Here is a 20595-nt window from a genome sequence, read left to right on the forward strand (position 1 = left end):
GCGTCGTAGGGTGAGTCGTATGACGCAGATCACTGCCGCGCACGACGCCTTCCGAGACGCCCGCGATCTCCTGCTCTCCGCGAGAGACGACTACGACACTGCCGTCGGCCGATTCGTCTGGCCCGAGGTCGGCGAGTCCTTCAACTGGGCGATCGACTGGTTCGACCGCGTCGCCCGCGGAAACGACACCACCGCACTGTGGATCGTCGAGGAGAACGGCGACGAAGCGAAGTACACGTTCGACGAGATCGCACACCGATCGGATCAGGTGGGCCGCTGGCTCGAGCGCAGCGGTATCGGCAAGGGCGATGCCGTCATGCTGATGCTCGGCAATCAGGTCGAGCTGTGGGAGTCGATGCTCGCGGTCATGAAGCTGGGCGCGGTGCTCATGCCGACCGCCGCCGCGGCGGGCCCGGCGGACCTGATCGACCGCGTGACACGAGGCAACGCGAAGGCCGTGATCGTCGGCGCCGCAGACGCGCCGAAGTTCGACCAGGTTCCCGGCGACTTCCTGCGCATCGCGGTGGGCGAGCCGGTCGACGGCTGGACCGCGTACACCGATGCCGCCGACGTGCAGGACCCGGCTCGGTTCGAAACCGTCACGGCGGCAACGGATCGGCTGTTGCTGTACTTCACCTCGGGGACGACGAGCCGACCGAAACTGGTCGAGCACACGCAGGTGTCGTACCCCGTCGGCCATTTGACGACGATGTACTTCCTCGGGGTGAAGCCCGGCGACGTACACCTCAACATCAGCTCGCCGGGGTGGGCCAAGCACGCGTGGAGCTGCTTCTTCGCCCCCTGGATCGCCGAGGCGACCATCTTCGTCTACAACTACTCGCGCTTCGACGCCGCTGCGCTTCTGAATCAGATTCGGCGAGCCGACGTCACCACGTTCTGCGCGCCACCGACCGTGTGGCGCATGCTGATTCAGGCCGATCTGTCCGGTGGGCCGGGAAAGCTCAGGGAGACGATCGGAGCCGGGGAGCCGCTGAATCCCGAGGTCATCGGACGGATCCGCAGCGAATGGGGACTGACGATCCGAGACGGATTCGGACAGACCGAAACCACCGCACTGGTGGCCAATTCGCCCGGGTCCGAACTGAAGTCGGGGTCGATGGGCCGACCGCTCCCGGGTGTGCCCGTCGTTCTGGTCGATCCGGCCACGGGCGAACTGGCCGACGAGGGGGAGATCTGTCTCGACCTGACCGATCGCCCCCTGAACTTGATGACCGGATACGTCGGCAACGCCGAACGCAACGCCGAGGTGATGGAGGGCGGGTACTACCACACCGGCGACGTCGCATCGCGAGACGAACAGGGATACATCACCTACGTCGGACGGACGGACGACGTGTTCAAGGCGTCCGACTACAAGGTCTCGCCGTTCGAACTCGAGAGCGTGCTGATCGAGCATCCCGCCGTGGCGGAGGCGGCGGTGGTTCCCGCCCCGGACGAGACCAGGCTCGCGGTCCCGAAGGCGTACGTCTCGCTCGCGGCGGGGTGGGAAGCGAACGAGGACACGGCCTTCGAGATTCTGAAGTACGCACGTGAGCATCTCGCTCCGTACCTGCGGGTGCGCCGAATCGAGTTCTACGAGCTCCCCAAGACCATGTCCGGGAAGATTCGGCGGGTCGAACTGCGGAACCGTGAAATGGCCGCCATCACCGACAACGGCAGGGAATATCGGGACGACCAGTTCCCCGCGCTGCGCGGACTCTAGCCACCCGTCACACTGTCTCGGTGACCGACGACGCCGCCACCGACCACCCGACGGCAGAACACGCCCGCCTCGCCGAATCACCCGGCGTTCTCGGCGCGTGGCGAACCTGGGGTCCCTACCTGTCCGGGCGCCAGTGGGGGACCGTGCGCGAGGACTACTCCGCCGACGGCAACGCCTGGGACTCGTTTCCGTTCGACCACGCGCGATCGCGGGCGTACCGCTGGGGAGAGGACGGTCTGGGCGGCATCTGCGACCGGTTCGGATTCCTCAATTTCTCGATCGCACTGTGGAATCGGAACGATCCGATCCTCAAGGAGCGGCTCTTCGGACTCACCAACGGCGAGGGCAATCACGGGGAGGACGCCAAGGAGTACTGGTGGTCCATCGACGGCACCCCGTCGCACAGCTGGATGCAATGGCTCTACCGCTACCCGCACGCCGAATATCCCTACGCAGAGTTGCGGGCGCAGAGCGCCGCTCGTGGGCGCGACGACCGCGAGTTCGAACTCGGCGACACCGGCATCCTGGCCGAGAACCGATTCTTCGACGTCCAGCTGACCTACGCCAAAGCGTCACCGGACGACGTGTGCATCGTCGTGGACGTCACCAATCACGGGCCGGAGTCCGCGTCGGTGGACGTGCTTCCGCACCTGTGGCTGCGCAACACCTGGTCGTGGGGCCGTGACACGCGCGGTGGGTCCATTCGCGACGTCACGAACGACCTCCTCGTCAGCTCCCTCGCCGCGGTCGAAGTCGAACACGGATTCCTCGGCCGCTACTTCCTCGCGAGCGAGGACAGTCCGGAATTGTTGTTCTGCGACAACGAATCCAACCTCGTCGCACTGTTCGGCGCGGAGAAGAACCTGTCGGAGTATCCCAAGGACGGGATCGACCGGCACGTCGTCGCGGGCGAGGATTCCGTCAACCCGGACGGCGTCGGTACCAAGGCGGCGTTCTTCTACCGCTTCGACGACGTCGAGCCCGGCGGCACGCGTCGTATCCGGCTCCGGTTGACCACCACGGCTCCCGACAGCGAGACGTTCGGGCCGGGTTTCGACGCGGTCCTCGCCGATCGGCATCGCGAGGCGGATCAGTTCTACGACCACGTCATCGGCCCCGACCTCGGCGAGCAGGACCGTCACATCGCCCGCCGTGCCTACGCCGGCCTCCTGTGGTGCAAGCAGCTCTATCGGTACGACGTCAACCAGTGGCTCGAGGGAGACCCGGTGGGCGCGGATGCGCCGGATTCGCGCTCGGGCCCCCACGCGCGTAACGCCTCGTGGTCGCATCTGTCCCTCGCCGACATCGTCTCCATGCCCGACGAGTGGGAGTACCCGTGGTTCGCCGCCTGGGACCTCGCCTTTCACGCAATCCCGCTGGCCCACGTCGACCCGGACTTCGCCAAGGAGCAGCTGGTCCTGATGTGCCGGGAATGGGCGATGCACCCCAACGGCCAATTGCCCGCGTACGAATGGGAATTCGGCGACGTCAACCCGCCGGTCCACGCCTGGGCCGCGTGGCAGGTGTACCGAATCGACGGTCACCGTGACCGCGGCTTCCTCGTCCGGGTGTTCACGAAACTTCTGCTCAACTTCTCGTGGTGGGTCAATCGGAAGGACGCGGGAGGCTCCAACGTCTTCGAGGGCGGATTCCTCGGGATGGACAACATCGGGCTGTTCAATCGATCCGATCCGCTGCCCCCGGGTTTCCGTCTCGAGCAATCCGACGCGACGAGCTGGATGGCGTTCTACTGCCAGCAGATGCTCAAGATCGCCCTCGAGCTCGCTCGGTACGACTCCGCGTGGGACGACGTCGCCACCAAGTTCTTCACGCACTTCCTCTCCATCGCGAACGCAGTCGGATCCTTCGGGTCCGCGCACACCTCGTTGTGGCACGAGGAGGACGGCTTCTTCTACGACGTGCTGGTTCAGGCGAACGGTGACGCACTGCCCATGCGCGTGCGGTCGATGGTCGGTCTGCTCCCGATCCTGGCGGCGACGGAAATACATTCCTGGGTGGCAGAGGAGTGCCCGGACCTGATGTCGCGATTCCGCTGGGTCGCGCGCCGACGGCCGGAAACCATCAGCCCCATGCTCGTTCGCAACGCCGGTGGCAAGGTCAAGACGATGCTCAGCCTGGTCGAGCCGGACAAGCTGCGCCGAATTCTCGAGCGCATGTTCGACTCGGAGGAGTTCCTCTCCTCGTTCGGCATCCGGTCGCTGTCCGCGTCATATCGCGAGGGCATGACGATGGACGTCGACGGCCGTAGCCTGTCCATCGCGTACGAACCGGGGGAGTCGCGTACCGGAATGTTCGGCGGAAACTCCAATTGGCGAGGGCCGGTGTGGTTTCCGGTCAACGTCCTTCTGGCGGACAAGATCAGGGCCTACGGCCGCTACTACGGCGATACCTTCACCATCGAGGTGCCCACCGGATCGGGGAACGTGGTCACGCTGCGGGAAGCGGCCAACATCATCGAGCGCGGGCTGGCCGATCTGTTCCGGCCCGTCGACGGAAAACGGCCTGCCGACGGCGGGCGAATCGAGTCCAGCGACGACCCGCTGTGGTCCGCGCATCCCACGTTCAACGAGTACTTCGACGGCGACACCGGAGAGGGTCTCGGTGCCAGCCACCAGACCGGATGGACCGCGTTGGTGGCCCACTTGCTGAATCCGTCGTTGCCATCGCACCAAAGGTAAGTACGTTGGCGTCATGAAGATCCGTGGCGCAGTTCTCGAAGAGATCGGCCGGCAGCGGCCGTTCGCCGATTCCCGGCCCATCACCGTCTCCGACCTCGAGCTGGACCCGCCGGGTGAGAACGAGATCCTCGTCAGGATCGAAGCGGCCGGGCTGTGCCACTCGGACCTGTCCGTCGTCGACGGCAACCGCGTCCGTCCGGTTCCGATGCTGCTGGGCCACGAGGCGGCCGGCATCGTCGAACAGCTCGGATCGGCGGTCGCCGACATCGAGGTCGGAACGCGCGTCGTGATGACGTTTCTCCCGCGCTGCGGTCAGTGTCCCGCCTGCGAGTCGAACGGACGCATGCCGTGCGTCAACGGCAGCGCGGCCAACAACGAGGGAACCCTGCTCGACGGCGGACTGCGACTGCACCGCGAGGGCGGTGAGGTGAAGCATCACCTCGGTGTGTCGGGCTTCGCGACGCACGCCGTCGTCGACCGACGCTCCGTCGTCGCGGTCGGGTCGGACGTGCCGCCCGCCGTCGCCGCGGTGTTGGGCTGCGCGGTGCTGACCGGAGGTGGAGCCATACTCAACGCGGCTTCACCACAGCCGGGCGACTCGATCATGGTGGTGGGTCTCGGCGGCGTCGGCATGGCCGCCGTTCTCACGGCGGCATCGCTCGGACACGGCGAGGTGATCGGGGTCGATTCCCTCCCCGACAAACTGGCGACGGCGCGTGAACTCGGTGCGACGCAAATGTTCTCGCCGCAGGAGGTCGCCGAGAAAGGCATCCGAGCGACGATTGTCATCGAGGCGGCCGGGAATGCTCGCGCGTTCGAAACGGCCGTTGCCGCAACCGCTGCGGGTGGGACGACGGTCACCGTCGGCCTCCCTGCCCCCGACGCCAGATCGTCGATCTCACCACTCGGTCTGGTGGCCGAAGCCCGGACCATCGTCGGGAGCTACCTCGGATCTGCCGTTCCGGAGCGCGACATCCCGCGGTACGAGCAGATGTGGCGGGACGGCAATTTTCCCGTCGAGAAGCTGGTTTCGTCGACGATCACCCTGGACGAGATCAACGCCGGCATGGACGAGCTGGCCGACGGTCGTGCCATTCGTCAGGTCATCGAGTTCGCCGATTAGGCTTCTGCCGTGATTATTCGTGTCGGAGTACTGGGATCGAGCGGCAAAGTCGGGCAGGCAGTGAGCGACGCCGTCCGGGCGGCGTCGGACACCGAGCTGGTGGCCGAGGTCGACAAGGGCGACGCACTGTCGACGTTCGTCGAGAGCAAGACCGAGGTGGTCGTCGACTTCACCCACCCAGACGTCGTGATGGACAACCTGCAATATCTGATCTCGCAGGGCATTCACGCCGTCGTCGGAACCACCGGATTCGACGAGTCACGGCTGAACACGGTCCGGTCCTGGCTCGCCGACTCTCCCGAGACGGGCGTGCTGATCGCACCGAACTTCGCCATCGGCGCCGTGCTGTCGATGAAGTTCGCCCAGCAGGCCGCACGTTTCTTCGACTCGGTGGAAGTCATCGAACTGCACCACCCGAACAAGGCCGACGCGCCGTCGGGAACCGCGTACCGGACGGCCGCGCTGATCGCCGAAGCGCGTGCCTCCGCCGGTGTCGGCAGTAGTCCCGACGCCACCAGCACCGAGCTCGACGGTGCCCGCGGCGCCGACGTCGACGGGGTGCGCGTTCACTCGGTTCGACTCGCGGGACTCGTTGCCCACCAGGAAGTTCTGCTCGGAACGCAAGGCGAGACGCTGACGATCCGACACGACTCGATCGACCGCACCTCCTTCACACCCGGTGTGCTGCTGGGTGTTCGGGCCATCGCCTCTCGGCCCGGTCTCACCGTCGGCATCGAACCGTTGATGGATCTGTGAACCGCACTGCCCGCGTCGTCGGGATCATCGCCGTTCTGGTCGCCGTGCTGGCGTTCTACTTCGTGCTGCTCGGCCGGCGTGGAATCGAGCTCATCCAGACCGGTGGAGCGGTCGGGATCGGGCTGGGCATCGGAGTGATCATCCTGCCGATCATCGGCATCTGGATCGTCGCCGCGACACTGCGCGCCGGATTCGCGCACCAGCACCTCGCGCGCCGCATCGAAGAGGAAGGTCTCGAACTCGACGCATCCGACCTTCCCCGTCGACCGTCCGGCCGCATCGAACGCGACGCCGCGGACGAGCTGTTCGCGCAGGTCAAGGCCGAATGGGAAAAGGACCCCGACAACTGGCGGAACTCCTACCGCCTCGCGCGGGCCTACGACTACGCGGGCGACCGCGGCCGGGCTCGCGAGACGATGAAGCGGGCTGTCGACCTCGAGCGTGACGAACGCGCGTGAGTGCGACGTTGCTGGTGGTGCATCACACGCCGTCGCCGCCGCTCGCCGACGTGCTCGACGCCGTGCTGTCCGGGGCGCGTGACCCGGACATCACCGGAGTCGACGTGGTGGTGCGCCCCGCCCTCGGTGCCACCATCCCGGACGTGCTCGCCGCCGACGGCTTCCTGCTCGGGACGCCGGCCAACTTCGGCTACATGTCCGGGGCGCTGAAGCACTTCTTCGACACCGTGTACTACCCGACTCAGGGCGCCGTTGCCGGGAAGCCTTGGGGTGCATGGGTGTACGGAAACACCGACACCGCGGGTGCGACCACCTCGATCACGAAGATCGCGACCGGGTGGGGACTCGCGCAGGCCGCGCCGGTGCTCGAACTGCAGTCCGTGGATCGAGAGAAGTGCCATGAGCTGGGCGGGACGCTGGCTGCGACGTTGATGCAGTAATTCGTTACTCGACTGAAGCTTTTCCTTGACCGGTCCGGAAGGTCTGCGTTCTACCGTCCCCCTATGCAGATCAAACGAGCAATAGTGGTTCTGGCCCTCCTGGCTGCATCGTTCGGGCTGGTGGTGGCCCCTGCCTCCGCCCAGCCCACCGCGGTGGCCGCCCCGCCGTCGACGGAATTTCTCTACACCACCAAGAGCGGCGCCGACATGCTCCGCATCTACACCATCGGCAGCATCGAGGACTTCTTCACGACCGACCGTGCAATCGACACCCAGCCGGGTGGCGAGATCCGTGCCGTGAAATACGGTGACACACCGCCTGATCGGTGGGACTACTACCGCGTCGTCGGGGACACCTACTGGATATTGACCACACCGATATTCGTTCCGTCGCCGATTTGCGCGTTCGGCCACTGCCACCGGGTATTCGCGAACCAGAGCACCGGCGGTAATTACCCGGGGACAGTCGATTTTCTTGCCCCTCGTTGATCCCGCAACACTGCGCCGGTTGTTGGAACCTGACACGGCGACTTTTCGGGTGGGCAACGAAAGCTGTTCGCGCACACCGCTTCACGTCGTCACCGATTGGCCCGGCCACTATCCGAACGGCGCGACGAGCGTGCGCGTTCTGGTGGACGCCGGTGCAGACGTGGACGCGCGCTTCCACGGTCGTCACGAGAATTGTCACCGCCCTCCGTTGACGACACCTCGCGGGCGTTCTGGTCGGCGTGTCACGGTGGCCGGCTGAGTATGGCGGAGTACCTGCTGGGGCGAGGTGCAGATATCGATTACGTGCCACTGTGGGAGCCGAAGACGCCGCTCGATGCGTCGCTCGACAGTGGTTCGGGCGATCTGGTCGAGTGGTTGCGGGGAGTGGGGGCGCGGTCGGCGAAGGGTAAACCGAGCACCTAGCACAGGGCACCGACAACTAATGTTTTCTCGAATCGGTTGCACCGCAGGTTATTTCCTGTTGCACGGTGTTCGATTGGGGCGTACGGTAGAACGTATGTTCGAACCGGGGGGTTCCAGTGGTCAATTGGGTGCAGTCAAGTCTGCGCCCGAGTTGGCTGCCGCCCTGTCCGATGCGCAGCGCCAGGTCAATTGCCTCGACGCGGTCCGAGTTCATCACGCCTACGACCTTCTCGACTTTCACCTGTCCGAGGAGTTCGACCGGGAGGCACGCACCGGCGACGGCGATCACGTACGAGCGGCTCGAAACGCCGCGTGCACCGTCTCGCAGGCTTTGAACCTGTCGCATTCCGTCGCGGTGAACATGATCGACGCCGGCGAGCAGCTCTGGCACCGACTCCCTCTGGTGGACACCGAATTCACAGCGGGCACTGTGGACTGGGCGCGAATCAAAGTCATCACCAGCGTGCTCGCCCGAGCGTCGGACACTACCGTCGCAGTGCTCGAGCCCGACGTCCTTGCTGCAGCTCAGCTATACCACCCCCACGCTCTGCGCGACACGATCTGGGAACTCTGGTTCGACCACGACCCGGAGGAAGCCGCCGAGGCTCGAAAAAACAACCTGCGCAGCTGTACTGGGGTGCGCAGGTCAAAGAGGCACGACGGTGGTGCCGACGTCGTCATCACCACCGACGAATGCAGTGCCGATGACTTCATGGCTCGCATCGACGAGATCGCCGGCACGGTCTGCGACGACGACACCCGCACGAAGGGGCAGCTCCGAGCGGCCGCGGCGAGCGCAATGGCGCAGGGCAACAACGCCATCGCATGCGGATGCGGTATCGACGACTGCCCCGTCAGGGACGTGGAGATCGTCCCGCCGCCAGTGAAGCGCATCGTCGCGCACATGGGCATCGAGTTACTCCTCGGCCTGACGTCGAATCCACCCACCCTTGCCGACGGAACTCCGCTACCTCCTGACGTTGCCCGGCATATCGCGGCCGACGCGCAATGGCAATTGATTCTCACCGAGTTGGTCGAGCTTGCGGCACCGGAGATCGAGAGGCGAAACGGGGAAGCAACTGTTCCGCCGCCGGAGTCGACCTGCGAAACCCTGCCGGACTCGGTTGAGGCGGCGTCGCCTCCGACCGAGGTAGTCGAGCCGGCGGGACCGGATACCGAGAGCCATAACGGTGAGGCGAGTGCTACGCCGGCGGACTCGATCGCAGAGACCCTGCCGAATTCTGTTGCTACGGGGTTGCCCTCGACCGATGTGCCGCTGCCGAAGCCTGATGCGGCGCCGACCTGCTTGAAGCGGGTGCGAGTCATGCGCCACCGAAGCCGCTACTACGAACCACCACGACTACCCGACAAGGACACCGATCAGCTACACCGCCCACGCTTGCGTGGGTGGCACTCGGCGCTGCTCGCGCACATCCATGCCCAGTTGCAGGGAGTTCGGAAGAATCCCAGTGTGGCTCTCGGCGTACACCCGGACGGGCACGGTGGACATTCGGTCCCGCCCAAGGGTGCTCTGACCTACAAGCCGAGCGTCGAAGTCACGGCTCTGGTTCGCGCTCTTTATCGCACGTGCACAGGTCCCGGGTGTGCACGGCCGTTCGACGAGTGCCAGCTCGACCACGTCGTGGAGTTCGACCACGACAACCCCATTCAGGGAGGGTGGACGATCGCGGAGAACATCCAACCGTTGTGTGTGGTTCATCATCAGGCGAAGACCGAGAAGCGATGGCGCGCAGCGATACTCGCGGGCGGATTCGTGTGCTGGCGTCTCGACACTGGTGCGGTGCGCATCACCGCGCCCTCGCCCGCCGTCGTTGCGCTCGCGAACCTCGCGTTTGACGACCCCGACGTCTCCGACCCCGATCCCGAACCCAACGGACCATGGCGTAGAAAGCTGTCCACTCCACTACCCGACGACATTCATGCACCGACATGGTGGGAAAACCATCATCTCCACCACGAGGCGCAAGAACACCTCACCTTGTCCGCCATTGCCCGACTCAAAACCTCGGAGCATCGCGATACTGCGCGACGGTTGAGGAACAAGTATCTGGAACACAAGGCTGTCGTGCGGGCCCGCAAGGCGGACGAACCGCCACCGTTTTGAGTCGAGTGCTGTCCGTCGGTCATGCTGGGTGAATGGTTAAACAGGCCGCCGGGTTTGCTTTGTTCGGTGCAGTGACCGCAGTACTCGGCACTGCACTAGGTATGTCGACCGCGCAGGCCGGCGGGTACACCGCGTACGTCGCCGGGATGTCCTTCATCAGTGACGGTGTCGAAGCACGAGCATGGTCGGTCTTGCTGTTGGCCGCCCTGGCTGGTGCCATCGTCGGCTGTGTCGCGGGCGCGTCGCTGCACGTGGGCGGGGTACGAATTCGGTCGGGTGCCGACGGCCGAGCGGGGAGGGTGATAGTCGCAGGCCTTGCAGGAGCGCTGGTGGGGCTATCGCCCGCGCTGGTCGTGCTGGGTCGTGCATTCGTGGGGCTGGACGTCGGGGAGTCGGTGACCGAGTGGCTACTGTTGCTGTACGCAATCAGTGCAGTGCTCGCGTACGCCCTCGCTCTCGTGGCGATTTATGCCCTGCTTCATGCAAGCGGCGACCGCAATCCGCGGCGGATCGTCACCTCAGTTGCTGCGGTGCTTCCCGTCGGAGCATTACTCGCCACCGGAGCCGGAATGGGTGTGGCGTGGATACTCGGGTACACAACGTCGCCGTACACGGTTGTCGCCGTGTGCACTTCGGTTGCAGTCGTCCTTGCCGCGACGTTCGCAGTTGCGTGCTCGCGAGGTCGCGAGGCCTAGTTCGCCCGCACCACACACCACTCGTTCCCCTCGGGATCGAGCAGCACCTGAAACGACCCCGCGGTATCGGAGTGCACGTCACCCACCCGTTTCGCGCCGACCGCCTCAGCGGCCGCGGTGGCGGCCGGAATGTCTTCGACTTCCACGTCGAGGTGCAGCCTGTTCTTGACCGTTTTCGCCTCGGGCACCCGCTGAAACGCGATGCGGTGCGTTCCCGGTGGGTCGACGTAGTGCCAGTCGTCGTCGCGGCGGACCGGTTCGCCACCCAAGACGTCCGCCCAGAACGTCGACAGCGCACCCGGATCTGTGCAGTCGAACACGACTTCATCGAGTCTCCCGATCATGTCGGGGACTTTAGTGGCACCCTGACCACGTGCGAGAGATGACAGCCGACGCAGCGCGGCACATCGCCGTCGCCGCGCAGGGGTTCGGGCAGAAGCGGCCGGCAAAGGCGGACCGTCGTGCGCTCGCCAAAGTGCTTGCGTCGACACAACTTCTGCAGATCGACTCGGTGTCGGTAGCCGTCCGGGCGCATTACGCACCAATCTTCAGCCGCATCGGCCCTTACGACCGCGGGCTTCTCGACACGGCGACGTGGGCGCACACGGCACGCAAGCCCCGGATGCTGGTGGAGTACTGGGCGCACGAAGCTGCGCTGATGCCGGTCGAGGACTGGCCGCTGATGAAGTGGCGGATGCGCAAGTACGAACACGGGCGGTACGGACACGCACACCGCGTGACGGCACGCAATCCGACTCTGGCCGACGACATCAGAGCTGCGATCGCCGAGGTCGGTCCGTCGAGTTCGGCGGATCTCGAGAAGATGCTCGGGATGCAACGCACCACCAAGAAGGGCCCGTGGTGGGACCCGACCGATGTGAAGGTGGTGTGCGAGCAGCTGTTTGCGTCGGGCGGCTTGTCCGTCGATCGGCGAGTGGGGTTCACGAGGTACTACGAGTTGCCCGACAAGGTGCTCCCCGCCGAACTGGCCGGAAGCGACATGTCCGAGCGGGATGCGATCCGTGCGCTGGTCGCGAAATCTGCTCGCGCACTGGGAATTGCGACGGAGCCGGACCTTCGCGACTACTACCGACTCAAGCGTGAACAGACCACTCCGGCGATCGCGGATCTGGTGGACGAGGGTGTGCTGGAGCCGGTGACCGTCCGAGGGTGGGGAGCGCCTGCGTATCTGCACCGCGACGCCAAGACGCCGCGCAAGAGCGTCGGCGCGGCGCTGCTGTGTCCGTTCGATCCGCTGATCTTCTTTAGGCCGCGCACCGAACGGATCTTCGACTTTCACTACCGCATCGAGATCTACACGCCGGAACCCAAGCGGCAGTACGGGTACTACGTGTTTCCGTTTCTATTGGACGGTGAATTGCGTGCCCGTGTCGACATCAAGGCGGACCGGGCCTCGAGCGCATTGAGGATTCCGGGAGCTTTTCTCGAGCCTGGTCAGGATCCAAGAGTGGTTGCGCCGGCGTTGAACAACAGTCTGCGCGAGATGGCGTCGTGGCTCGATCTGGACGACGTCGTCGTGGGGGAGAGGGGCGACCTCGCTCAGTTCTTGCGTAGCTGATCGCGCAGTGCGCCCTGCATGGCCTTCGACATCCACGAATTGAGCGACATCCCGTTCTGCTGGGCGGCTTCCTCCGCGCGGGCCTTCATCTGTTCCGCCAGACGCAGGGTGACCCGGCTGATGTCGCCCGCGGCGTCGTCGAAGGCGGTGCGCGGGTCGATGTGTTCGTCGGCCACCACCGGCTCGTCGCGCACGACGTCGACGACGGCGTCGCTCCCGGACAGTCGGACGTGCACGGTGAATCCGTCGGCCTGCTTCGTCACGTCGGCGGCCATGTCGGATAGAGCGGCGAGCAGCATCAGTCTGGCCGAGTTCTGGGCGGCAACCCCGAGCGCGGCGGCGACCTGTTTCGTGTTGTCGTCGCCCAGGGCGGCAGCGGCAACGAGGTCGTCGGACAGGCGGGCGGTGTACGCGTCGAGGTTCATGACACCACAGTGACGTCACATCTGACATCAGTCAAGTGCCGGCCTGATGTCATAGATAGAGTCACGTCCATGAATACCGCTCGCCTGTCGGTTCGCCTCGTGGCCACCACGCACTTCGAGCAACCGGACGACATCCCCTGGAGCACGGACGCCGACGGGGGACAGGCGTTGGTCGAATTCGCCGGTCGAGCGTGCTACCAGAGCTGGTCCAAGCCCAATCCGCGCACCGCGACCAACGGCGGCTACCTCGCGCATTTGCTGGCGGTCGGCAACCTGTCGGTGCTCGAGCACGCGAACGTCAGCTTCTACATCACCGGGATCTCCCGGTCGTGCAGTCACGAGTTGATCCGCCACCGGCACTTCTCGTTCTCACAGCTGTCGCAGCGGTCGGTGCCCGAGCGCGACGCCAACATCGTGCTGCCTCCCGCCGTCGAGGCGAACTCGACTCTGACCGAGCTGTTCCTGAAGGCCACCGACACCAGTCGCGAGGCGTATTCGGAGTTGCTGGACGCGCTGGAGTCGGAGTTCGGTGCGGACGCCCCAGCAATCGTGAGCGGAAAGCAGGCGAGGCAGGCGGCGCGCGGAGTTCTTCCGAACGCAACCGAAACGCGCCTGGTCGTGACCGGGAACTACCGGGCGTGGCGGCATTTCGTCGCCATGCGAGCCACCGAACATGCCGACGTGGAGATCCGCCGCCTGGCCATCGAATGTCTACGACTACTCGCGTCGACGGCCCCGCACGTGTTCGGCGATTTCGAGATCGAGACCCTGCCCGACGGAACAGAAGTAGCGCACAGTCCCATTACTACCGAGGTGTAGTTCACGGGTAACCTTCCGATCATGATCGCTGATCAGGACGCCCGACCCTTCGGTTCCGTGTCCGTCGCCATGGTGACGCCGTTCACGAAGGACGGCAAGCTCGACATCGACGCTGCGGTGAGTCTCGCGAGCCACCTCGTCGACGAGGGCTGTGACGGGCTCGTCATCTCCGGCACTACCGGCGAGTCTCCGACCACCACCGAGCCCGAGAAGTCCGATCTGCTCCGTGCCGTCGTCGCGGCCGTGGGCGACCGCGCGCGCATCGTGGCCGGCGCCGGAAGTTTCGACACCGCGCACAGCGTCGAGTTGGCGCGCGACGCAGCGCGAGACGGGGCGCACGGGCTCCTCGTCGTCACCCCGTACTACTCCCGCCCGCCCCAGTCCGGTCTCTACGCACATTTCACGGCCGTCGCCGACGCGACGGATCTGCCCGTGATGCTCTACGACATTCCCCCTCGCTCGATCGTCCCCATCGAGAGCGACACGTTGCGCAAGCTCGCCGAGCACCCGCGAATTCTTGCTGTCAAGGACGCGAAGGGTGACCTGGCCGCCGGCGCGGAACTGATCGAATCGACTGGGCTGCAATACCTCTCCGGCGACGACCCGCTGAACCTCCCATGGTTGTCCGTGGGAGCCGTGGGCTTCGTCAGTGTCATCGGGCACCTCGTACCGGGCCGCCTTCGCGAGCTGCTCACCGCGTACGAGTCCGGTGACGTCGAGCGCGCGCGGGCCATCAACGTGAGCATGCTCCCGCTGGTTGCGTCCATTGCGCGCCTCGGTGGCGTCACCGCGTCCAAGGCAGGACTGCGCCTTCTCGGAATCGACGTCGGCGAGCCGCGGCTGCCCCAAGTTCCTCCGTCAACCGATCAGCTCGACGCTCTCGCAGCCGATCTCCACTCAGCAGGAGTACTCGTATGACCCGTCCCTCACGGACGCGTGGACGCGCGACTCGCAGTGCAGGCCCGCCTGCACCGAGACCAGCGCGCACACCTCAGAACTCGGCAAACATTCAGCGGCCCGATCAGCGGACGCCCGTCGACAAGACGATTCGCCTCGGCAGCCCGCCCAAGGCCCCGCGCAAGGGATTGCGCGTCGTGGCGCTCGGCGGTATCGGCGAAATCGGTCGCAACATGACCGTCTTCGAACACCAGGGCAAGCTGCTCATCGTCGACTGCGGCGTCCTGTTCCCCGAGGACGCGCAGCCCGGCGTCGACCTGATCCTGCCCGACTTCCGGCACATCGAGAACCGGATGGACGACGTCGAGGCGCTCGTCCTGACGCACGGCCACGAGGACCACATCGGCGCCGTGCCGTTCCTGTTGCGCCTGCGTCCCGACATCAAGATCGTCGGCTCCAAGTTCACGCTCGCTCTGGTGGCCGCGAAGTGCCGCGAGCACCGTCAGCGCCCCAACCTGGTCGAGGTGCGTGAGGGTGAAAGCACTCAGCACGGACCATTCGAGTGCGAGTACTTCGCCGTCAACCACTCGATTCCCGACGCGTTGGCCGTGGCCATCCGCACCGACGCCGGTGTCGTTCTCCACACCGGCGACATCAAGCTCGATCAGCTTCCGCTCGACGGCCGCCTGACCGACCTCGGCGGATTCGCGCGTCTCGGTGACGAGGGTGTCGACCTGTTCCTGGTCGACTCCACCAATGCCGAGGTGCCCGGGTTCGTCATGCCGGAGCGAGAAATCGGCTCCGTGCTCGACGGTGTGATCGGCAAGGCGAAGAATCGCGTGATCGTCGCATCGTTCGCCTCGCACGTGCACCGCATTCAGCAGGTCATCGACGTGGCTCATCGGTACAACCGCAAGGTGTCCTTCGTCGGCCGGTCGATGGTGCGCAACATGGCGATCGCGCAGGAACTCGGCTACCTGAACGTGCCCGAGGGCGTCGAGGTCGACATGGACGCCGCGACCAAGCTTCCCGACGATCGACTGGTTCTCATCTCCACCGGCTCACAGGGTGAGCCGCTGTCGGCGCTGTCGAGGATGGCCCGCGGTGAGCACCGCCAGATCAACATCCGCGCGAACGACCTCGTCGTTCTGGCGTCGTCGTTGATCCCCGGCAACGAGAACTCGGTGTTCGCCGTGGTCAACGGTCTCGCCAAGCGCGGCGCCAAGGTGATCACGCAGCAGAGCGCGAAGGTGCACGTCTCCGGACACGCGTCGGCGGGCGAGCTGCTGTATCTCTACAACGCGGTGCGGCCGACCAACGCCATGCCGGTGCACGGCGAGTGGCGCCACCTGCGCGCCAACGCGGCGCTGGCTGCGGCCACCGGTGTTCCGGAGGACCGAATCGTGCTCGCCGAGGACGGCGTCGTGGTGGACATGGTCGACGGGTTGGCCGAGATCGTGGGTCAGGTTCCGGTCGGGCACGTCTACGTGGACGGCCTGTCGGTCGGCGACGTGGGCGACTCGACGCTGTCGGATCGTCTCGTCCTCGGTGAAGGTGGGTTCATCGCGATCACCATCGCCATCGACTCGACCACCGGACGTTCGGTCAGCACTCCCGAAGTCAACGGTCGTGGTTTCTCGGACGATCCGGCTGCACTCAAGGAAGCCGCTCAGCTCGTCGAGGCCGAGCTCGTGCGCCTCGCCGGTGAAGGCGTGAGCGACACTCATCGCATCGCGCAGGCGGTTCGTCGCCTCGTGGGCCGGTGGGTCGCGGACAAGTACCGTCGCCGGCCGATGATCGTGCCGACGGTGCTCGAGGTCAATCAGAACTGACGTCAGCTCGCGAGCAGTCGCCACAGGCCGATGAGGCCGAGCGCGACGATTGCCAGGCGTAGTGCGGTGGGGGAGAGTCGGCGTCCGAATCGGGCGCCGACCGTCCCTCCGATCAGCGAGCCGACTGCGATCAATCCTGCTGCGGCCCAACTGATTCGGTCGAACGCAACGATGGTGTAGGCCGTTGCGGCGACGATGTTCACGATGAGTGAGAGCAGATTCTTCGCCGCATTCATCCGCTGCATGGTTTCGGGCAGCAGCGCTCCCATCACGCCGATCAGCAGAATGCCCTGTGCCGCAGTGAAATAGCCGCCGTAGACGCCGACGGCGTAGGTTCCGACCGTCAACAGGGTCGACCGGACCGGCCCGACGCCTGTTCCCGACTCGGAACGTCCGCGTGCCCAGTCCTGAATCTTGGGTCCGACGACGACGAGGATCAGTGCGAGTACCAGCAGCACGGGGACGATCGAGGTGAACGTGTCCTCCGGCAAGTGCAGCAACAGCCACGCACCGGTCAGCGCGCCGAGGAACGACGCCGGCATCTGCCACCGCAGTCTGCGCCACTGACCGCGCAGTTCGCGCCGGTAGCCCCAGGTTCCGGAGACGCCGCCGGCCACCAAACCCACCGCGTTGCTCATCGTCGCGACGACGGGCGGATATCCGAAGGCGACGAGGGTGGGGAACGTGATGAGCGTGCCGGATCCGACGATCGCGTTGATCGCGCCGGCACCGAAGCCGGCCAGCAGGATGACGACGATTTCGACTACGGACACCGGAGCGACGCTACGACACCGCGAACGCCGACCCGTCGGCGCAGGTACCGTCTGCCTATGAGTTTTGCGAGCAGTGAACGACAGGCCCTGGCAACGACGATGGTCGAGGTGGGGCCCGACGCGCCCACGCTGTGCGGAGACTGGACCGTGCGAGATCTGGCGGCGCACCTCGTCATTCGTGAGCGCCGGTTCGACGCCGTGGCCGGGATCTTCCTGCCGCCGCTCGCCGGATACACCGAGAAGGTGCAGAACTCGGTGGCCCGCAAGCCCTGGCCGGACCTGGTGGCCGAGCTTCGCTCGGGTCCGCCCATCTGGTCGCCGTACAAGCTGATCGACGCACAGGCGAACGCGCACGAGATGTTCGTCCACCACGAGGATGTGCGCCGCGCGGGGCCGGGGGAGTGGACGCCGCGTGACCTGTCCGCAGACGCGCAGACGACGCTCTGGCGGCTGGTGCGCCTGATGGGCAAGGTGAGCTACCGCAGCTCGCCCGTCGGCGTCACCGTGGTGGCGCCCGGCGGGCGCCGCGAGACGCTGCGAGGAGGCCGTCGCGGTGAGGTGGTGCTGCGCGGTCAGCCGTCCGAGCTGCTTCTGCACGCATTCGGTCGCGACGCGGTCGACCTCGAATTCGACGGCGATCCTGCGGACATCGCGGCGTTGAACGCGGTCGACAGAGCAATCTGACCGCTCGTGGGGTGTTACTCGTGTTGCGGATGGTCCTGAAGGTGAGGATGCGACTAACCTGACATCCATGGCAGGGAAGACGACAACATCGCGCGCGCCGAAGGCGTCACCCAAGACGTCTCGGACGGTCACCACACCGCGCAAGCCGACCGTCCCGCGTACGTCGTCGACCGCTCGACGGTCGCCCGCGCCGCGCAAGAAGACGGTGTCTCCCGCCAAGCGCGCCATGTCGTCGGTCGGTCGCGGAATTGCCGCGACCTGGTCCCTCACCGCCCGCGGCGTCGGTGCCACCACGCGCACGGTCGGCAAGGCGGCCGACATCGAGCCCGGTCACCGGCGCGACGGGCTCGCCCTCGGTCTGATCGCGGTGAGCGTCGTCATCGCAGCGGGGTTGTGGTTTTCCGCCGCCGGACCCGTCGGATCGTGGATCGAGATCGCCGTCCGTGCCGTCGTCGGATCGGCCGCGTTTCTTCTCCCGCTTCTCGGCACGGCGGCCGCGGTGGCCCTCATGCGATCCGAGCCGACACCGGAAGCCCGACCTCGTCTGGTTCTCGGATCCCTCCTCGTCGCACTGCCCATCCTCGGACTGTGGCATCTGGCCTCCGGATCGCCGGCCGACGCGACGGGCCGGGCGGCAGGAGCGGGCTTCCTCGGCTTCGCAGTCGGTGGACCGCTGGCCGACGGCGTGACGGTCTGGATCGCCGTCCCACTGTTGCTGATCGCGATCCTCTTCGGTGTTCTTCTGCTGACGGGCACCACCATTCGCGACATCCCGGCCACGCTGCGCGCATTGTTCGGCACCGACAGTCGAGGCGACGAGTACGGCGACTGGGATCCGCTCGACGGCGACCCGGCGTTCGACGACGGAGGGTTCGATTCGTACGACCCGTCCCTGTTCGACGCGTCGGGCTATCCCGTCGACGAGACGTCGTCGGCCACGCAAGGCTACCCGCTCGAAGAGTACGTACCGGTCAAGAAGCCCCGCAGCCGACGCGTGAAGGCGGAACCGGCCCCGGAGACGGCCACCGAGGTGATCGCGCCGCCGCCGGTGCCCGTGAAGCCGAAGCCCGTGGTCAAGGCCGCGGAGCCGAAGAAGCCCGACACCGACGACAAGCTGGTCGTCGACCGTGTCATCGAAGGGGACTACACCCTCCCCTCGCTGTCGCTACTCATCGACGGCGATCCGCCCAAGACGCGAAGCCAAGCCAACGACGTCATGATCGAGGCCATTTCCGAGGTGCTCGAGCAGTTCAAGATCGACGCCGCCGTCACCGGCTTCACCCGCGGCCCGACGGTCACCCGATACGAGGTCGAACTGGGCCCCGGCGTCAAGGTCGAGAAGATCACCGCCTTGGCCCGCAACATTGCCTACGCGGTGGCGACGGACAACGTGCGACTGCTCGCCCCGATTCCCGGCAAGTCCGCGGTGGGCATCGAGGTGCCCAACTCGGACCGCGAGATGGTGCGGCTCGCCGACGTCCTGACCGCGCCGTCGACGCGCAAGGACCACCACCCGCTGGTCATCGGGCTCGGCAAGGACATCGAGGGCGATTTCGTCAGCGCGAACCTGGCGAAGATGCCCCACCTTCTGGTGGCGGGATCCACCGGCTCGGGTAAGTCGAGCTTCGTGAACTCGATGCTCGTGTCGCTGCTCGCGCGGGCCACCCCGGACGAAGTCCGCATGATTCTGATCGACCCGAAGATGGTGGAGCTGACCCCCTACGAGGGCATTCCGCACCTCATCACGCCCATCATCACCCAGCCCAAGAAGGCTGCGGCGGCGCTCGCGTGGCTGGTCGAGGAGATGGAACAGCGCTACCAGGACATGCAGGTCAACAAGGTCCGTCACGTCGACGACTTCAACAAGAAGGTCCGGTCGGGCGAGATCACCGCGCCGCTCGGAAGCGAGCGCGTCTACCGGCCGTACCCGTACATCCTGGCGATCGTCGACGAGCTGGCCGACCTGATGATGACGGCTCCCCGCGACGTCGAGGACGCAATCGTGCGCATCACGCAGAAGGCCCGCGCCGCCGGCATTCACCTCGTGCTGGCGACGCAGCGACCGTCCGTCGACGTGGTGACGGGTCTGATCAAGACCAACGTGCCCTCACGCCTCGCGTTCGCCACGTCGTCGCTCACCGACTCGCGGGTCATCCTCGATCAGCCCGGCGCGGAGAAGCTCATCGGTATGGGCGACGCATTGTTCCTGCCGATGGGTGCGGGCAAACCGACCCGCTTGCAGGGCGCCTTCATCACCGACGAAGAGATCACCGCGATTGTCGACTTCGCCAAGAACCAGGCCGAGCCGGAGTACCAGGAAGGCGTCACCGCTCAGAAGGCCGGCGAGAAGAAGGACGTCGACGCCGACATCGGCGACGATCTCGACGTACTGCTCCAGGCCGTCGAGCTGGTGGTCACGTCACAGTTCGGTTCGACGTCCATGTTGCAGCGCAAGCTGCGCGTCGGGTTCGCCAAGGCCGGTCGCCTGATGGACCTGATGGAGACGCGCGGCGTGGTGGGACCCAGCGAGGGTTCCAAGGCGCGAGACGTGCTGATCAAGCCGGACGAGCTCGACGGCTTGCTGTGGTCGATCAAGGGCGGCGACCCCGACGGGGGCGAGCAATCGGACGACGCCTGATACGGACGCCGCCTGAC

General features: G+C 66.0%; 19 protein-coding genes. 16 read left to right on the forward strand and 3 right to left on the reverse strand.

What is annotated here, in order from left to right:
- Window positions 1–19: 19 nt before the first annotated feature.
- The 10 genes from AC59JP_RS04465 to AC59JP_RS04510 all read left to right on the forward strand — a co-directional run bounded on the left by AC59JP_RS04465 (window position 20) and on the right by AC59JP_RS04510 (window position 10931).
- Window positions 20–1723, forward strand: coding sequence for an AMP-binding protein (locus tag AC59JP_RS04465; RefSeq protein WP_497324408.1), 1704 nt, complete (start codon window positions 20–22; stop codon window positions 1721–1723).
- A 20-nt stretch (window positions 1724–1743) separates the two neighbouring features.
- Window positions 1744–4422, forward strand: a complete 2679-nt coding sequence (locus tag AC59JP_RS04470) for an MGH1-like glycoside hydrolase domain-containing protein (protein WP_497324409.1) — start codon at window positions 1744–1746, stop codon at window positions 4420–4422.
- Between the two features lie 13 nt (window positions 4423–4435).
- Window positions 4436–5545 (forward strand): alcohol dehydrogenase catalytic domain-containing protein, encoded by a 1110-nt coding sequence (locus AC59JP_RS04475; RefSeq protein ID WP_497324410.1) that lies wholly within the window; start codon window positions 4436–4438, stop codon window positions 5543–5545.
- Window positions 5546–5554: 9 nt separating this feature from the next.
- Entirely contained in the window at window positions 5555–6301 is a 747-nt protein-coding gene (dapB, locus tag AC59JP_RS04480) for a 4-hydroxy-tetrahydrodipicolinate reductase (RefSeq protein ID WP_497324411.1), read from the forward strand.
- A complete protein-coding gene (locus AC59JP_RS04485; RefSeq protein ID WP_497324412.1) occupies window positions 6298–6759 on the forward strand; it encodes a hypothetical protein in 462 nt (153 codons plus the stop codon). Before dapB ends, AC59JP_RS04485 begins: the two co-directional genes overlap by 4 nt.
- The gene (locus AC59JP_RS04490) at window positions 6756–7199 is read left to right on the forward strand and encodes a flavodoxin family protein (RefSeq protein ID WP_497324413.1); all 444 of its coding nucleotides are present in this window, start codon (window positions 6756–6758) and stop codon (window positions 7197–7199) included. The genes AC59JP_RS04485 and AC59JP_RS04490 overlap by 4 nt, the downstream gene beginning before the upstream one ends.
- 63 nt (window positions 7200–7262) lie before the next feature.
- Window positions 7263–7688, forward strand: coding sequence for a hypothetical protein (locus AC59JP_RS04495; RefSeq protein ID WP_497324414.1), 426 nt, complete (start codon window positions 7263–7265; stop codon window positions 7686–7688).
- A gap of 261 nt (window positions 7689–7949) precedes the next feature.
- Entirely contained in the window at window positions 7950–8111 is a 162-nt protein-coding gene (locus AC59JP_RS04500; protein WP_497324415.1) for a hypothetical protein, read from the forward strand.
- 94 nt (window positions 8112–8205) lie between these two features.
- Complete coding sequence (locus AC59JP_RS04505) at window positions 8206–10236, forward strand: HNH endonuclease signature motif containing protein (RefSeq protein ID WP_497324417.1); 2031 nt, start codon at window positions 8206–8208, stop codon at window positions 10234–10236.
- Between the two features lie 71 nt (window positions 10237–10307).
- The gene (locus tag AC59JP_RS04510) at window positions 10308–10931 is read left to right on the forward strand and encodes a hypothetical protein (protein ID WP_497324418.1); all 624 of its coding nucleotides are present in this window, start codon (window positions 10308–10310) and stop codon (window positions 10929–10931) included.
- On the opposite strand, the gene AC59JP_RS04515 is transcribed toward AC59JP_RS04510, so the two are convergent.
- Window positions 10928–11275 (reverse strand): VOC family protein, encoded by a 348-nt coding sequence (locus tag AC59JP_RS04515; RefSeq protein ID WP_497324419.1) that lies wholly within the window; start codon window positions 11273–11275, stop codon window positions 10928–10930. The genes AC59JP_RS04510 and AC59JP_RS04515 overlap by 4 nt on opposite strands.
- A 29-nt stretch (window positions 11276–11304) precedes the next feature.
- Between AC59JP_RS04515 and AC59JP_RS04520 the strand changes: the two genes are divergently transcribed.
- Window positions 11305–12510: a winged helix-turn-helix domain-containing protein gene (locus AC59JP_RS04520; protein WP_497324420.1), complete on the forward strand. Its 1206-nt coding sequence runs from the start codon at window positions 11305–11307 to the stop codon at window positions 12508–12510.
- Here the strand turns inward: AC59JP_RS04520 and AC59JP_RS04525 are convergent.
- On the reverse strand, window positions 12492–12935 hold the full coding sequence (locus AC59JP_RS04525) for a toxin-antitoxin system HicB family antitoxin (RefSeq protein ID WP_497324421.1): 444 nt from the start codon (window positions 12933–12935) through the stop codon (window positions 12492–12494). The genes AC59JP_RS04520 and AC59JP_RS04525 overlap by 19 nt on opposite strands.
- Before the next feature lie 69 nt (window positions 12936–13004).
- On the opposite strand from AC59JP_RS04525, the gene thyX reads away from it, so the two are divergent.
- Genes thyX through AC59JP_RS04540 form a run of 3 tightly spaced genes read left to right on the forward strand, consistent with a single transcriptional unit; the run spans window position 13005 to window position 16483 of the window.
- Entirely contained in the window at window positions 13005–13754 is a 750-nt protein-coding gene (gene thyX / locus AC59JP_RS04530; protein WP_497324422.1) for an FAD-dependent thymidylate synthase, read from the forward strand.
- Window positions 13755–13775: 21 nt separating this feature from the next.
- Complete coding sequence (gene dapA / locus AC59JP_RS04535; protein WP_497324423.1) at window positions 13776–14672, forward strand: 4-hydroxy-tetrahydrodipicolinate synthase; 897 nt, start codon at window positions 13776–13778, stop codon at window positions 14670–14672.
- Window positions 14669–16483 carry a ribonuclease J gene (locus AC59JP_RS04540; RefSeq protein ID WP_497324424.1) on the forward strand — a complete coding sequence of 605 codons (1815 nt, stop codon included), beginning with the start codon at window positions 14669–14671 and terminating at the stop codon, window positions 16481–16483. Before dapA ends, AC59JP_RS04540 begins: the two co-directional genes overlap by 4 nt.
- Before the next feature lie 2 nt (window positions 16484–16485).
- Here the strand turns inward: AC59JP_RS04540 and AC59JP_RS04545 are convergent, their stop codons facing one another.
- Window positions 16486–17256, reverse strand: a complete 771-nt coding sequence (locus AC59JP_RS04545) for a sulfite exporter TauE/SafE family protein (protein WP_497324425.1) — start codon at window positions 17254–17256, stop codon at window positions 16486–16488.
- 57 nt (window positions 17257–17313) lie between these two features.
- Between AC59JP_RS04545 and AC59JP_RS04550 the strand changes: the two genes are divergently transcribed.
- Entirely contained in the window at window positions 17314–17940 is a 627-nt protein-coding gene (locus AC59JP_RS04550) for a TIGR03085 family metal-binding protein (protein WP_497324426.1), read from the forward strand.
- A 67-nt stretch (window positions 17941–18007) separates the two neighbouring features.
- Window positions 18008–20578 (forward strand): FtsK/SpoIIIE family DNA translocase, encoded by a 2571-nt coding sequence (locus tag AC59JP_RS04555; RefSeq protein WP_497324427.1) that lies wholly within the window; start codon window positions 18008–18010, stop codon window positions 20576–20578.
- Window positions 20579–20595 lie beyond the last annotated feature (17 nt).

It is taken from the genome of Rhodococcus sp. 320_ES (genome assembly GCF_059691855.1).

Coding starts and splice junctions, on each gene's coding strand:
- thyX (WP_497324422.1), top strand. CDS start 13,005: ATGAATACCGCTCGCCTGTCGGTTCGCCTCGTGGCCACCACGCACTTC.
- AC59JP_RS04515 (WP_497324419.1), bottom strand. CDS start 11,275: ATGATCGGGAGACTCGATGAAGTCGTGTTCGACTGCACAGATCCGGGT.
- AC59JP_RS04525 (WP_497324421.1), bottom strand. CDS start 12,935: ATGAACCTCGACGCGTACACCGCCCGCCTGTCCGACGACCTCGTTGCC.
- dapA (WP_497324423.1), top strand. CDS start 13,776: ATGATCGCTGATCAGGACGCCCGACCCTTCGGTTCCGTGTCCGTCGCC.
- AC59JP_RS04495 (WP_497324414.1), top strand. CDS start 7,263: ATGCAGATCAAACGAGCAATAGTGGTTCTGGCCCTCCTGGCTGCATCG.
- AC59JP_RS04500 (WP_497324415.1), top strand. CDS start 7,950: ATGGCGGAGTACCTGCTGGGGCGAGGTGCAGATATCGATTACGTGCCA.
- AC59JP_RS04505 (WP_497324417.1), top strand. CDS start 8,206: ATGTTCGAACCGGGGGGTTCCAGTGGTCAATTGGGTGCAGTCAAGTCT.
- AC59JP_RS04465 (WP_497324408.1), top strand. CDS start 20: ATGACGCAGATCACTGCCGCGCACGACGCCTTCCGAGACGCCCGCGAT.
- AC59JP_RS04540 (WP_497324424.1), top strand. CDS start 14,669: ATGACCCGTCCCTCACGGACGCGTGGACGCGCGACTCGCAGTGCAGGC.
- AC59JP_RS04475 (WP_497324410.1), top strand. CDS start 4,436: ATGAAGATCCGTGGCGCAGTTCTCGAAGAGATCGGCCGGCAGCGGCCG.
- AC59JP_RS04550 (WP_497324426.1), top strand. CDS start 17,314: ATGAGTTTTGCGAGCAGTGAACGACAGGCCCTGGCAACGACGATGGTC.
- AC59JP_RS04555 (WP_497324427.1), top strand. CDS start 18,008: ATGGCAGGGAAGACGACAACATCGCGCGCGCCGAAGGCGTCACCCAAG.